Annotated in this window: 7 protein-coding genes; 3 read left to right on the forward strand and 4 right to left on the reverse strand. The window is 70.5% G+C overall.

Going from position 1 to position 14,429, the window contains the following annotated elements:
* Positions 1 to 142 precede the first annotated feature (142 nt).
* Together TK50_RS27400 and TK50_RS27405 are read left to right on the forward strand one after the other, a co-directional pair.
* Positions 143 to 3,532, forward strand: a complete 3,390-nt coding sequence (locus TK50_RS27400; RefSeq protein WP_043968279.1) for a beta-L-arabinofuranosidase domain-containing protein — start codon at positions 143 to 145, stop codon at positions 3,530 to 3,532.
* Between the two features lie 282 nt (positions 3,533 to 3,814).
* Positions 3,815 to 4,843, forward strand: coding sequence for a LacI family DNA-binding transcriptional regulator (locus TK50_RS27405; RefSeq protein WP_043968282.1), 1,029 nt, complete (start codon positions 3,815 to 3,817; stop codon positions 4,841 to 4,843).
* A 72-nt stretch (positions 4,844 to 4,915) separates the two neighbouring features.
* Here TK50_RS27405 and TK50_RS27410 read toward each other — a convergent pair whose 3' ends face one another.
* The 4 genes from TK50_RS27410 to TK50_RS27425 all read right to left on the reverse strand — a co-directional run bounded on the left by TK50_RS27410 (position 4,916) and on the right by TK50_RS27425 (position 12,871).
* Positions 4,916 to 5,908 carry a LacI family DNA-binding transcriptional regulator gene (locus TK50_RS27410; protein WP_199486151.1) on the reverse strand — a complete coding sequence of 331 codons (993 nt, stop codon included), beginning with the start codon at positions 5,906 to 5,908 and terminating at the stop codon, positions 4,916 to 4,918.
* Positions 5,909 to 5,931: 23 nt separating this feature from the next.
* Positions 5,932 to 7,455, reverse strand: coding sequence for a family 43 glycosylhydrolase (locus TK50_RS27415; protein ID WP_043968287.1), 1,524 nt, complete (start codon positions 7,453 to 7,455; stop codon positions 5,932 to 5,934).
* A gap of 64 nt (positions 7,456 to 7,519) precedes the next feature.
* Positions 7,520 to 10,810, reverse strand: coding sequence for an MGH1-like glycoside hydrolase domain-containing protein (locus tag TK50_RS27420; protein WP_052503957.1), 3,291 nt, complete (start codon positions 10,808 to 10,810; stop codon positions 7,520 to 7,522).
* A gap of 810 nt (positions 10,811 to 11,620) precedes the next feature.
* Positions 11,621 to 12,871, reverse strand: coding sequence for a cellulose-binding domain-containing protein (locus tag TK50_RS27425; protein ID WP_043968289.1), 1,251 nt, complete (start codon positions 12,869 to 12,871; stop codon positions 11,621 to 11,623).
* Between the two features lie 995 nt (positions 12,872 to 13,866).
* On the opposite strand from TK50_RS27425, the gene TK50_RS35765 reads away from it, so the two are divergent.
* Positions 13,867 to 14,286, forward strand: coding sequence for a peptidase inhibitor family I36 protein (locus TK50_RS35765; protein ID WP_422119969.1), 420 nt, complete (start codon positions 13,867 to 13,869; stop codon positions 14,284 to 14,286).
* Positions 14,287 to 14,429: the final 143 nt, after the last annotated feature.

Consider the following 14,429-nt stretch of genomic DNA (forward strand, 5'->3'; position numbering starts at 1 on the left):
ACGGCCCCCACCTGTTCACCAGCCGACGACGTCGTCGGCGAATCGCCCAGCTTCTCGTCGACGCCCGCGACGAGGACCGGGCGGAAGCCCGTACCGCCCCAACGGCGCCGACCTCGGTGCCATCGTGGAAGGACGAAGCTGCATGACCGAGCTCGATCGACTGCCCGTCAGCCGCCGGCAGGTGCTGGCGGCATCCGCCATCGGGGCCACCGTGGCCGCCACCGCCGGTGGGCTGCCCGTCGGCGCGGCTGCGGCCGTGGCCCCCACCGGGGCGGCCGGCTCGACCCCCAGCGCCGCGATCCCGGCCGAGCCCGGTCCCGGCGGCACCGCGCCGGTGCGGCCGTTCCCGCTGCGGGACGTGACGTTGGGCAGCGGCCTGTTCCAGGAGAAGCGCGACCGGATGAAGAACTACCTGCGGCAGTTCGACGAGCGTCGCTTCCTCGTGCTGTTCAACAACCAGGCCGGGCGGCCGAACCCGGCGGGCGTCTCCGTCCCCGGGGGCTGGGAGGACGGCGGGCTGCTCAGCGGCCACTGGGCCGGGCACTTCCTGACGGCCCTGGCGCAGGGGTACGCCGATCTCGGCGAGCCGATCTTCAAGAGCAAGCTCGACTGGATGGTCGACGAGCTCGCCGCGTGCCAGGCGGCGATCACGGCCCGGATGGGCGCAGGTGGCCCGGGCGGCCCGGAGCCGGAGGAGCCGGCGATCGACCGGGTGCCGGGGCGCTTCGGCACCGGCCTTCGGCTCAACGGCCCGAGCCGGGCGCAGTACGTGACCCTGCCCCAGGAGGCGATCAGCCAGCTCACCGACTTCACCATCGCAGCCTGGGTGAACCTGGCCGGCACGGGAAGCTGGAGCCGGCTGTTCGATTTCGGGCAGAACACGACGGTCAACATGTTCCTGACCCCGCGGGCCGGGACCACCGGCAACGTGCCGAGGTTCGCGATCACGGTCGGCGGCAGCGGCGGGGAGCAGCGGATCGACGGCACCGCGGCGCTGCCCACCAACCAGTGGGTGCACCTGGCCGTCACGCTGACCCAGAACACCGGCACCCTGTACGTCAACGGCCAGCAGGCCGGCCGGAACACGGCCATGACGCTCAGCCCGGCCAACCTCGGCAATCCGGGCAACCGTTGGATCGGGCGGTCGCAGTACGGCGATCCGTACCTGGACGCCACGGTCGACGAGTTCCAGATCTTCGACCGGGCGCTCAGCCAGTCGGAGGTGCAGTCGCTGACGACCTCGGCGGCCGGAACCACCGGCGGCGGGTCGATCGCCTGGTACCGGTTCGAGGAGGCGGGCGGATCCACGATCCTCGACTCCTCACCCAACCGGCGTGACGGCGGCATCGTGGCGTCGCAGACCGGTCCGGGCACCATGTGGATCCCCACCCACCCGGGCTACCTGGGCGCGATCCCGGAGGACGCGGTGCTGCGGCTCGGGCCGCCGAGGTGGGCCGTCTACGGCAGTAACGCGGACACCAACACCTGGGCCCCGTGGTACACCCAGCACAAGATCATGCGCGGCCTGCTCGACGCGTACTACCACACCGACAACCGCAAGGCCCTCGACGTGGTCGTCCGGATGGCCGAGTGGGCGCACCTCGCCCTGACCGTCGGCGACAGGAACCACCCCGCGTACGGCGGCCCGATCACCCGGGACAACCTCAACTACATGTGGGACCTGTACATCGCCGGTGAGACCGGTGGCGCCAACGAGGTGTTTCCCGAGATCTACGCGCTCACCGGCGACGCGCGGCACCTCGTCACCGCCAAGCTCTTCGACAACCGGGAGTCGCTCTTCGGTGCCTGCGTCGCCAACCGTGACATTCTGGTCACCACGCCGCAGACCAACCCCGGACGTCGCCGCCCCGACCGGCTGCACGCCAACTCGCACGTGCCGCAGTTCATCGGCTACCTGCGCGTCTACGAGCACAGCGGTGAGGCCGACTACTTCCGGGCCGCCAAGAACTTCTACGGCATGGTCGTGCCGCACCGCATGTACGCCCACGGGGGGATCGGCGGCAACTACCCAGGGTCCAACAACAACACCGAGCTGTTCCAGAACCGGGGCAACATCGCCAACTCGATCGCTCAGGGCGGCGCGGAGACCTGCACGACGTACAACCTGCTCAAGCTGGCGCGCAACCTGTTCCTGCACGAGCAGGACCCGGCGTACCTGGACTACTACGAGCGGGGCCTGCTCAACCAGATCCTCGGCTCGCGCGCCGATACCACGAGCGTCGCCGACCCCCAGGTCACCTACTTCCAGCCCCTGACCCCGGGAACTGTGCGAAGCTACGGCAACATCGGTACCTGCTGCGGCGGGACGGGTTTCGAGAACCACACCAAATACCAGGAGACCATCTACTTCAAGTCGGCCGACGGCGGCACGCTCTGGGTCAACCTGTACGCGTCGTCGACCCTGGACTGGGCCGAGAAGGGCTTCGTCGTCACCCAGTCCACGGCCTATCCGCGCGAGGACCGCAGTACGTTGGTCGTCGACGGCAGCGGCCCGCTGGTCCTGAAGCTCCGTGTCCCGGACTGGGCGCGCAAGGGCTTCTCAGTCGCGGTCAACGGCGTGGCCCAGCAGGTCGACGCTGCACCCGGCAGCTACGCGACCGTGAACCGGAGTTGGCGGCCGGGGGACCGGGTGGAGATCCGCATGCCGTTCAGCATCCGGATCGAGCGGGCGCTGGACCGCCCCGACACCCAGTCGATCTTCTGGGGGCCGCTGCTGCTGCAGATCCTCGGCAACCCGGGCAGCGGCAACTACCGGCAACTCTCCCTGTACCGCCACCTCAAGCGGGATGGCGACTTCACCCGGGCGGCGATCACCCGCGCCGGCAGCACGGCGGCGGGGGACCCGCTCTTCGCCGTCCAGGGCCTGAGCCTGCGGCCCTACTACATCGCCGACACCCAGCCCGCCTCGTCCTACTTCCGCCGGGTGGAGCCGACGGTCGTGTTCGGGTCGATCGACACCGGGGTGCCCAACCGCAAGCGCGACGAGAACCTGCCGAACTACGACGTCCCGGTCACCGGCATCGTGTCGCCCGGTGACGACGGCCCCACGTTCCTCGACCTGCTCTGGGACGAGGCGCCCTTCGCCGACCACAGCAAGTTCGTCGCGGCCGTCACCCGGATCGCCCAAGCGTTCGCCGTGGCGGGCGTGTTCACCGAGGCGGAACGCGCGCTCGTCGTCACGCGCGCCGGGCAGGCGGACCGGGAACTGTCGCCTGCCCCGGGCTGGAACGTCGAGGTCGAGACCCGGATCCGGTGCACCGGCGGCAGCGCCTACCTCGCGATCAGCGCCCGCAACGCCGACGAGGTGCCGCTCACTATCGAGTTGATCACCCCGTACGGCTCCCGGACGGTGGTCGACGTGGCCCCCGGCGCCACCGCCTACCAGACGTTCAAGGCCCGCGCTACGTCGGTGGCGGCCGACACCGCGCTGGTCCGGGCCACCGGGACGGTCGACGGCAGTCCGGTGACCACGCAGGTCGGGTCCCCCTACGGCGTGACCAGTTGCGACTAGGTCGGGTGGTGGCGGCGGGACCAACTGCCGCCACCACCACGTCGCGATCTTTCGGTAACCCTTTCGGCCTGGCAGCCCGGAGGTGACCTTGCCGGCAACCGTCGGCGGGCCGTTCCGGTGTAGTGTTTGGCTACGTGAGAGGCTAGGTAGCGGTCGGCCTGAGCCATGATTAACCACACCGAAGCATCCTCGAAAAGGTTTGCCGGTCTACTCTTCCGTGAGGGAGTGCGCGGCGCTCGGGAGGCGGTGGGCCCCCGCGCGCTCGCCGGGAGGGAGCAGCACATGACCAACGAGCCGGAGGGCCCCGCCAACCGCACGCCCACGCTCACCGACGTCGCCAAACTGGCCGGGGTGTCGGTCGCGACCGCGTCCAAGGCCATCAACGGGCGCGGCGAGGTGCGGGCGACCACGAGAGTACGGGTGCTGGAGGCCGCGGAGCTGCTGTCCTTCGCACCGAATGCCCTCGCCCGTGGCCTGCTCAGCGGCCGCACCGGCACCGTCGGCCTGCTGACCAGCGACCTGGAGGGGCGCTTCTCGATTCCCATCCTGATGGGCGTGGAGGACGCCTTCGGGGCGGGGCAGGTCTCGGTCTTCCTCTGCGACGCCCGCGGCGACGCGATCCGGGAAAAGCATCATGTGCAGGCGCTGCTGTCCCGGCGCGTGGACGGCCTGATCGTGGTGGGTTCCCGCACCGATCCCCGCCCGCCGCTGGCCGGGAACATCCCGGTGCCGGTCGTGTACGTCTACGATCCCTCCGCCGATCCGGCCGACATCTCGCTCACCGTCGACAACGTCGGCGGTGGCCGGCTGGCCGTCGAGCACCTGCTGGCGTGCGGCCGGCGCAACATCGCCCACATCACCGGCGACGCGGTCTACCGGGCCGCCCGGGACCGCGCCGAGGGGGCGGCGGCCACGCTCGCCGCCGCCGGCCTGACCATGGTGGGCGACCGACCGTACTTCGGGTCGTGGGACGAGGCGTGGGGGCGCGCCGCGGCCCGCATGGTCGTCGAGCGGCATCCCGAGGTCGACGGGATCTTCTGCGGCAGCGACCAGATCGCCCGGGGCGTCCTGGAGACGTTGCGCGACCTCGGGCGTGACGTGCCGGGCACGACCTCGGTGATCGGGTTCGATAACTGGGAGGCGATCGCCGCGCACTCCCGTCCGCGTCTGACCAGCATCGACATGAACCTCAAGCACCTCGGCTCGGTGGCCGGCCAGCGGCTCTTCGCTGCCATCGGCGGCGCGGTGCCCACCTCGGAGCAGTTCCCCGGCCGCCTGGTGATGCGCGAGTCGTCCCTGCCGCTGGGCTGACCGTCGTGGCTCGACGGGCACCGCCGCCGGCGGGGCCCGTCGATGTCGGGCCCCGCCGGCCGGCGGCCCGGCTCAGCGCGGCGGCGGCGCCGTGCTGCCCCGGACGACGAGCCGGGGGAGCAGCAGGACCCGCTCGGGCGCTGCCTGGGGGCCCGCCGCGACCAGTCGGGCCAGCAGCATGTCGAGGCTGCGCCGGCCGAGTTCGGCGAAGTCCTGCCGGACGGTGGTCAGCGGCGGCAGGAAGTAACCCGCGTCGGGCATGTCGTCGAAGCCCACCACGCTGACCTCGTCCGGCACCCGCCGGCCCGCCTCGTGCAGGGCGCGGAGCACCCCCAGGGCGATCTGGTCGCTGGCGCAGAAGATCGCCGTGACGGACCGGTCCCGGGCCAGCCCCCGGCCCTGCGCGTAGCCGGCCCGGGCGGTCCACGCTCCCGGCGTGGCGTAGGGGGACGGGCGACCGGTGGCGTGCAGGGCGGCCCGCCATCCGTCGGACCGCTCGGTCGCCTCCGGCCAGTCGGCCGGACCCGCCACGTGGTGCACCGTGGCGTGCCCCAGGTCGAGGAGGTGCCGGGTGGCCAGCCCGGCGCCGGCGGCATTGTCGATCTGGACGCTCGGCACCGCCTTGTCCTGTCCGCCGCCCACCCCGACGACCGGCAGGTCGTCGGCCGCCTGCGCGAGCGTGTCGGCCACGACCGGCTTCGGGGCGATCGCGATGATTCCCTCGACCGACTGTTGCCGCAGCCGGTCGACAGCGTCCCGCACCGACCGGCTGTCCAGGTCACGCAGCCCCGCGACGGTGACGAAGTAGCCGGCGGACCGGGCCGCGCCCTCGATCGCGTACAGCAGGGAGGTCGGCCCGTACAGGGCGCTTTCGTACGCGATGATCCCCAGCGTCCCGGAGCGGCGGGTGACGAGCGTGCGGGCCGCCTGGTTCCGGCGGTAGTTCAGCGCCTGCACCGCCGCCAGCACCCGGCGGCGGGTGTCGTCCCGTACGTGCGGGTGCGCGTTCAGCACCCGGGAGACCGTCTGGTTCGACACCCCCGCCAGCCGCGCGACGTCGCGCATGATCGAGTGCCCCATGGGTCGGGTCAGCCGGTCGGCTCGCCGGACGGGGCCGGCAGCCGGACCCCGGCGGCGACCGGGGTGCCGAAGTTGGGTGTGCCGTCGGCGTTCCAGGTGAACTTCTGTGCCCGGGTGCTCCGGTTCATGTCGCAGCCGCCGGAGGCCGAGCTGTTCGCGTGGTAGACGATCCAGTCCTCGGTGCCGTCCGGGGACTTGAAGAACCCGTTGTGCCCGGGCCCGTACACGCGGTTGGCGTCACTGCGTTGGAAGACCGGTTGCGGCGACTTGACCCACGACGAGGAGTTGAGCGGATCGCCGCCGTTGTAGGTCAGCATCCCGAGCTTGTAGTCCGGGGTGCTGCAGTGACTGGCCGAGAAGATGATGAACGTCTTGCCGTTGCGTTGCAGGACCTCGGCGCCCTCGTTGACCGAGCCGCCGACGGTCTCCCAGCCGTAGGTGGCGGTGGAGAGCAGGTGGCGGGTGCCGGCGGCGGTCCACGGGTTGCTCAGCTCGCGGATGAAGTTGGGCTGTGCGCCGTTGTAGTAGGTGCCGAGCAGGTAGAGCTTGCCGTTGAGCCGCATGACGCTGGGGTCGAGCTCCCAGGTGTTGTCGGCCGTCGGGTCCAGCAGGTCGGCCTTGAAGGTGTACGGCCCCATCGGGTCGGTGCCGGCGCTCTCCAGCACGTGGATGCGTTGGGTGCCGAGGTCGAACGGTTCGCGGCCGGCGACGTAGTAGAGGTACCAGCGCTTGCCGTTGGGGCCGTCGAGCAGGTGGAACTCGGGGGCCCACATGGTGCCCGCCCCGTTGGGCCGGGTGAGGGTGAACAGCACGGTGTCGGCCGCGCTGGCCAGCCCGTCCAGCGTCCGGGACCGCCGCATGGTGACGGTGTTGTTCCAGGTCGTAGTCGCCAGGTAGTAGTAGCCCTCGTGGTAGGTCAGCCACGGATCGGGCCCGTTCGCCTTGATCGGGTTGGCGTACGTACGGGGAGCGGGGTTCGGTCCGCCACCCGGGTAGCCGGTGAGCCGCCAGGTCCGGTTCGTGGCGGTGGTGCAGGGCAGCTGGACGAGCGCGGTGTTGGCTGCGGGAGAGTCGTTGGCCGCGGCGACGCACTTGCCGCTGGCGACGGAGACCAGGTTCACGGTCCCGGCGGTGCCGTTGGCCGCGAGCCGGAACTGCTGGTTGGCGCCGCCGTGGCAGGTGTACTGGATGACCGCCGCGTTGTCGGCCGTGGACGCGCCGGAGATGTCGACGCAACTACCGGCGGTGAGGGTCGTGACGGTGTACCGGTCGGTCGTGCCGGCGACGGGCGTGACGGTGAAGGTCTGCCGGGTGCCCGCGTTGCAGCCGGCCTGGGTGAGTTGCAGTGCGTTCGTGGCGGCACCACCGGGCACCTCGACGCAGTTTCCGTTGGCCTGGTTGACGATGGTGGTGCCGAAGGCGTCGACGGCCTGGGCGGGTGTGCCGGATAGCAGGGGCAGGAGCGCGGTGACCAACAGCGCCGCGGCGGCGGCCCCACCGGTGCGCCGACGGGGGTGCCGGGACGGTTTCATGGCGTTCCTTTCGGTGGGGTGAGGAGGCGGGTGGGTGGGTGGTGGCCCCACCCACCCACCGCGGTCAGCCGATCTGGATCCGGTCGAGGTCGGGTGCCCAGCCGGCGGTGTTGCCGAAGGTGAGCGTGTTCGTTCCGGCGGCGAGGGTCACGGTCGCCGCGACCGTGCCGATGGTGTCCCAGCCGCCGCTGCCCGGTGCGTTCACGGTGACCGCGGTGCCGCCGTTGACGCTGATCTGCATCGACCTCGCCTCTGCCGAGGCGTAGGAGACGGTGACCGTGCGAGGGCCGGCCGTGTCCACGGTGACGTTGTTGAACCGCACCGTGTTGCCGGCGCCGTTGCCGACGTAACCGACCAGCGCGCCGCCCGACGCGCCGGCCGACGACCGCGTCGCGGCCTGGCCGGACAGCGTGTTGCCGGACGCCTCGGCCTCGTACGAGTTGCCGGCCGGTGGGGGTGGGGTGGTGCCGCCCCGGCGGTATGCCTGCACCTCGGTCAGGCCCGACCGGGAGCCGGCCGCATGGGTCAGCAGCACCCGGATCCGCTGGGCGGTCACGGCGGTGAACCTGACGTCGTTGTAGTTGCCCTGCGGCGTGGCCGGCGTGCCGACCTGCGAGGTGACGTTCACCCAGCCGCTGCCGTCGTGGTACTGGACCTGGTACGACGCCGGCGGTCGGTAGGTGGTGCTGGCCGGCCGGCTGTCCTTGACGTACAGCCGTAGTTCGTCCACCGTCTTCGCCGAGCCGAGGTTGATTTCGTACCAGTCCTGGGCGTTGGACCCGCCGGCACCCCAGAACGGCTCGTTGGTCGGGTAACCGTCGATCGCCGCGGTGGCGCTGGTGCCGCTCGCGGTGGTCGATGCCGTCACGGTGGCGCCGGCGGCCAGGTTGGGCAGGGCGGCGGTCAGGTCCACCCCGGCCTTGGCGAGCAGGTCCACCGTGCTGGCGTCGCTGAGGACCACCTGGTTGGGCGCCCGCATCCCGGGCACTGCGGTGCTGAAGGTGACGCCGGCGGTCGCGCCGGGGAAGCTCACCGTGCCGCCCGCCGGGTCGAAGACGAACGGGACCAGCCTGTCGACGGTGACGGCCCGGCTGCCGTTGACGTAGATCGAGTAGCCCTCGGGGACGCCGGGGTACTTCACGACGCCGTCGCCCGGGTCGTCCCAGACGATGGTCAGGTCGCTGTTGCGGTAGCGGACGTTGTTGACGGTGAAGTTGGGCCAGCCGATGGCGATGGGCGACAGCTCCACCTTGTTGTCGTTGCGCGGTCGCAGGCCGGCCACGTCCTCGATCACGGTCCAGTTGCTGCTGCCCAGGATGTTGTGGTGGATCCAGGAGCGGTAGTCGATGCGCTGGCTGCCCGGGTTCCAGTTGGCCCAGAACTCGTTGGCGTCGGGCCAGCGGGTGTCGCCGTTGACGTACTGCGCCCAGACGTTCCAGTAGAGCAGCTTCTTGTAGTCCTCGGCGCTCATCCACTGGTTGGGGTACTTGCGCAGCACCGAGGAGTAGAGCCGGAACTGCACGGTCGAGTTGATGGTGGAGAAGTTGTTGCTGCCCGGGTTGCCCGCGGCTGCTGCGGCGGCCTTGTCCCGCTGGTTGGCGGTGTAGAACGGGAAGATCGGGTACTCCGCCGGGTCGGCGAACAGCCGCAGCGCCTGCTTGTACTGGTCCGTCGCCGGCATCAGGCCGACCGCGTACGGGTAGTAGTTGTTGATCTCTTTCCACGGGACGTGGGCGTTGGTGGCCACGTGCCGGTGTTCCAGCAGGTTGTTCGACGGGTTCCAGAGCACGTTGACGATCGCGTTCTGGATCCGGGTGGCCAACGTGCGCATCTCGGCGGCCTTCGCGGCGTTGCCGACCGCGTCGTACGCCTGGGCGGCGGCCAGCGCGCCGCTGTACTGGTATGCGCCCTCGGCCCGGTCCAGGTTGCCGGAGCGCCAGTGGAACGAGACCGCGTCGGCGTCGTTGCCGGTCAACGCGCCCCAGTCGTACTCGATGATCCCATTGCCGTCGCGGTCGTAGTAGCCGAGCTGTCCCTTGACGTCGCCCTCGGCGTAGCGGGCCAGGCTCGCGGCGATGGCGGGTTGGCCGCCGTGCAACTGGTAGCTGCGCCAGGCCGCCTCGGCGATGTACTGGGTGTAGCTGTTGGACCAGTTCTCCGGGTCACCGGGGTTGTCCACGAAGCGGCCGCCCCGGGACACCTGGCCGACCGAGAGCCAGTCGCCGTAGGCGTACTTCGGATCGCGCAGGTACTTCAGGTCGTCGATGTGCATCGGCTGGGTCAGCGCGATCGCGTTGTTGTATCCCAGCGCGCCTTCGACCGACGTCGGGAACTGGAACGTCTGCCCCGGGATGTTGGCGTCGAGGCTGTTGAAGCGCATCAGCCACCAGCGGTAGTAGATGTTCTTCTTGATCGCCGGTTCCGGCACGTCGATGTAGGGGACGTTGTCGGCCCACCACTTGTGGTAGGCGCGGACGTGCGTGGCGAACGCCGCGTCGGGGGTGGCGTCGCGGTAGCTGGCGTAGTCGGTGGCCGACTGCGGGATCTCCCGCGCGGTGAACCCCATGACCACCTTCGTCTGCACGGTGGCGCCCGCGGCGATCGTGATCGAGCGGGTCAGCGCGCCGCCGGAGACGGCGAAGCCGTCTCCGGCGAGCCGGGTGGTGAGTGTGGTGAGACCGTTCTTCACCCCGGTCGACCCGGTCAGCTCGTTGCCGCTGCCCGACGAGGCGTACGGCGATGTGGCCCGCAGGGTGAGTGTGGTCGGCGCGCTGCCGCCGTTGCGGATGGCGAGGTTGGTGACCGCGACGTTGTTGTCGGTGATGAACTTCGTGACGGTGGCCTGCACCGAGCCGCTGGCGTAGACGCTCCGGAAGTGGCTGGGTGCCTGCCAGCGCTGGCTGCTCTGCTCGGTGAACGTCCCCGGGCTCAGCGCGATCGAGTACGCGGCGGCGTCGCTGATGCTCTCCCAGTACGCCACCCGGCCGCCGAAGCCGATCACCGCGGGGTCGTGCTGCTTCATGAACAGCGCCCGGCCGCGGGTCATCAGGATCCCGCCGTCCGCGTCGGACGGGTCGCTGCCGCCGGAGCGGGACAGGAGCCGGTCGATCCAGAAGTCGGTGCCCGACTTCTCCGCGTCGTAGATGGACCGCATCATGTCGCCGGTGGTGTACCCGACCGGCGGTGGCGGCACCGCCGGGCCGCCGAAGGTGGGATAGCCGATGGGCTGCGCGGCCTGTGCGGGGCTCGCGGTCACCGGGGTGAGCGCGGCGACGACCACCGTGGCGAGCGCCGCGCCGACGAGCCGCCGGGTCCGGGCGGGGGATGGCTTTCCGGGAGGATCCCACGTGTCCATGGGTACTCACCGAGACCTTTCGTTGTCGGGGTGGGAGGTGCGTCGTGACAGGTCGGACATCCGGTCCGTGACGGGGGTGGGGGTGGTGGTGACCTGCGGCGGCGGGAGGGGGCCGCCCTCCGGTGGTCGACGCCCGGCCGTCGACCACCGGCTCGCCCTGCCGGCTGCCCTACCGACCTGAGCCGAAAACCTTTTCAGGAAGATATCACTGGATCGGGAAGTGTCAACTCTTCACGCTGCTCGATGGCTGCTTCTGCTGCGCTCGACAACATGCCGAAGGTCCGCACTAGCCCGAAAACCTTTTGGTGTCGTGGATCAGCACGACTCCCGCGAGCGGCCGGTGTGGGTGATGCGAACGGATTCTCGAAACCCTCTTCAGAACCGGTCCTCCGGCTGCGGCGTCGTCCGGCATTTCGGCGGCGTGGTCGGCGGCGACTCCACCACCCCGGCCGGCGACCTCGGCGCCTTCGTGTCGTGCGCCGAACCGTGGGTGGCTGCCGGTCGCGCCCCTGAGGTGCGCAACGGTCCGGCCTCGACCGGCCCGACCCGCTCGGGGTCGGGCCGGTCGGCGGACAGCAGGTCAGGAAGGCGCCATGCGGGCCGGTGCGGGTCCGGGTACTCCCGTGCCCGGCGGTGTGCCGTCGCGGGGCAAGCGGCGCGGTCGGTGTGGGTGCCGGGTTGCCGGTCGGGCGCTGCGGGCTCGGCGAGGTGCCGCCGGACGCCACGTCGGCACCGGCCGGGACCACGGCGAGCGCCGCCGCCGCGGGACGGAAGGGATTCCTTCGGGTGCTATCGGTTGGCCGTCCTTCGTCAGTAGCCGTACCGGCTCTTGAGGTGCCGCCACCAGTCGCGCAACATCCAGGTGTCGAACTCGGTGATCGTGGTGGCGCTGCCGGCCTTCATGATGAACCCCTGGCCGGGCAGCGGATCCCAGTCGTAGAAGTCGTCGAGGCCGTAGGTGTGGCCGATCTCGTGCAGCAGGATGTGGATGTTGTCGCTGCCGAGGCTGCCCATGAAGTACTCGCGGCCGATCCGTTGCCCCCAGTCGCCGCCGGCACCACCGGCGAAGCCGTCGGTCAGCCAGAGCGAGTGGTCGTAGTGGTGGGCGGCGCCACCCGGGCAGTTCGGGTACTGGCCGTTCTGGTTGAAGTACCGGCCGCACGGCTCGCTGCACTGCGGCGCGTTCTCCCGGATGTTGTTGACGTAGATGTCGACCGAGTTGTCCGACCACTGCAACTGGTTGCGGTCCCGCACCGCCCAGCCCACCACCTTCACCGGCACGTCGGTGTAGGGGAAGCCGTTGTGGCCGACCATCACGCTGATCCACTTCTTGTACTGGCGGGCCAATGCGGCCTGGATCTGGTCGCGTTGGGCGGCCGTCACGGTGGCCGACGAGTCCCACCGGACGCAGTAGTTGATCGCGCCCCGGTTCGCGAAGAGCTGGTCCCAGCCGTAGTTGCGGAAGCCGAGCGGGTTGCCGTTGTTGTAGGTCTGCTCCACGTGCTGCCAGACCTGGTTGAGCGGGCCGGCCAGGTTCGCCGGCGGGTTCCAGCCGGAGGTGGGCGGTGGCGTCGTGGGGCCGGAGGTGGGAGTGGGTGTCGGTGTGGTCGGCGCAGGCGTGCTCGGCGTTGGCGTCGTCGGCGCTCCGGTGCACGTCGTGCCGTTCAGGGTGAACGAGGCGGGCGCCGGGTTGGTGCCGGAGAAGGTGCCGTTGAAGCCGAACGAGGTCGCGGCACCCGTGCCCAGGGAACCGTTGTAGGAGGCGTTCGTCGCGGTCACCCGGCTGCCACTCTGGCTGACGCTCGCGTTCCACGCCTGCGAAACCGTCTGGCCGGCTGTGTAGGACCAGGCGAGCGTCCAGCCGTCGACCCGGTCGCCGAGGTTGGTGACCGTCACGTCGGCGCCGAAACCGCCCGACCACTGGCTGGTCACTCGGTAGTCGACGCGGCAGCCGGCTGCGGCGGCCTGCGCTCCGGTGACCATGAGCGCCGCACCGGCGGTGGTGGCCAGCGTAGCGGCCAGGACGACCGCCAGCCGGGCGCCGTTCATCGGTGGAACCATGGGTTCTCCTCTCGGCCGGTGTGACGGCGAGGGGCGAACCGCCGTGCCGGCCAGGTTGAAAACGATGTGCATCGATTGACGTGTTCGTCGACCAGACTGGCCCCCGAAAAGGTTTTCGTCAAGACGTCGGCAGGGCCGCCAGGGGTGTTCGGCACGTACCTGCGGGCCGCGCACCTGCAGTTCCCGTACGGTCACGTCTCCTGGTTCGACGCCGGCCAGGTGCACGGGCAGCTGGGCCGGGCCGACCTGGCCGCCGAGTGCTACCGCCGGTCGCTCGCACACTGGCCGACCGGCGTGACGCCGCTGCGCCGGCTGCGCGACCTGCACCTGCGCGGCCGGCTGCCCGATGACGGGGGAGTGCTGGCAGTTGCCCCGCCTGGCCACCGCCATGCGGGCCGCCGCCGGTGCCGACGTGTGGCGGGCCCGGTCCGCCCCGGGCCCCCGAGCTGGTGTACACGCGGCCGAGCGGCCGTTCCCGGTGACCACGACGGGGCCGACATGCCGGCGGCTGGAGGTGGCCGGGGCGGCGCTCCGCGGCGTGGTGTACGCATCGATCGACTCGAACCGATGCCCGGGCCGTGATGGTCGGACCGCCGCCCCAGCCCCGATGAGGCGACCGTCCGAAGACCATCCACAAAAGTTGCGACTCGGCACCACATCGACTAGCAGCGATGATTGCGGAGCAATTGGTGCAAGTCCTGATTTACCGACACCGCAGACGCGCTGCCCGGAGCGTACTACTCCTACCCTCGGCAATCGTCAGTGGACGACTCGACTTTCTCGGACGTTGGTCCCGCACCCGATCAGGCGTCACCCGCGCACAACACTGAACGCAGTCCCTCAGCGACATGACGCCCGCCTTCCGTTGGAAGACCAACCTCAGCGCGTCTTCACTCGGCTTGAACCCGCCCGACCCGGGTTCGTCATCCGTCCGCGCCACCGCAGCCGAAGGTGCGGCATCGAGACCAGTCGGAGCAGAGAAAGGTATGGGGATGATGATTCAGTCTGTTCCACCGACCGTTCGGCGGCTGTCACACACCTTGGTGGTGTTCGGCCTCCTGGCAGCGCTTCTGGGTGCCGTCTCGGCCCCCGCCACGGCGAGTCCGGACCCCGTCGCACGTAGCACGCCAGCCGTTGACGCCTGCCCGTTCCCTAACACGCTCTGCCTCTTCGAGGGCACCAACTTCACCGGTGAGCAGCTCACCCTGAGCTCTCTGGTATCGCCCGGTACGTGCGTAAGTCTGGTGGACGCCGGTTGGGGAGACCGTGCGCGTTCCGCGATCAACACCAGCAGTCGGAGTGCTGCGATGTTCATGAACGACGACTGCGCCGGGGGGGCCTTCGAAGTCCCTGGCAACAGCTCCCTGCCGGACTTCGGAGGGTTCACGCCCGAAAGTGCCTGGGTGCCTCGGTAAGGCCACCACCGGGTGACACGCGACCGCGTGTCACCCGGTTCCTCCGGCTCAGCCGCACGGGTGTCGGTGCGACTGGTCAGCGAACGGGGCGCGTCCCCGGCGGCGGCCAGCGCGTACGTCAGCGCGGGCGGCGCCGGCGGGAT

It is taken from the genome of Micromonospora haikouensis (assembly GCF_000876225.1).
Classification (GTDB): domain Bacteria; phylum Actinomycetota; class Actinomycetes; order Mycobacteriales; family Micromonosporaceae; genus Micromonospora; species Micromonospora haikouensis.